The sequence below is a fragment of the Ochrobactrum sp. SFR4 genome (genome assembly GCF_019730395.1).
GTDB lineage: Bacteria > Pseudomonadota > Alphaproteobacteria > Rhizobiales > Rhizobiaceae > Pseudochrobactrum.
In genome coordinates this window covers 1-238 of record NZ_JAAPBB010001346.1, presented here as the reverse complement: position 1 = coordinate 238, position 238 = coordinate 1, and the positions used below count along the sequence as shown (strand labels likewise).

The 238-nt window shown below is 56.3% G+C and carries 1 protein-coding gene; it reads right to left on the bottom strand.

Features of this window, described 5'->3' with window-relative positions; all coding sequences use genetic code 11:
• On the bottom strand, nucleotides 1-238 hold a 238-nt coding region (locus tag HBA93_RS23405), incomplete at both ends, for an ABC transporter ATP-binding protein C-terminal domain-containing protein (protein WP_502910194.1).

Sequence of the window (238 nt, the reverse complement as noted above, 5' to 3'; positions counted from 1 at the left end):
AGGCTTCACGCACCAGCGGATTACTGCGGATTTCCGCCACCGTTCCGCTGGCAACTACACGGCCATAAACCAGCACAGAAATACGGTCGGCCAGAGCAAAAACGGCATCCATATCGTGTTCAACCAGCAAAACCGGCACTTCTTCACGCAATACATCCAGAAAGCCGGTCAGTTGCTTGGAGCCCTCAGGCCCCATGCCTGCCATCGGCTCATCCAGCAGCAGTGCTTTGGAACGCAG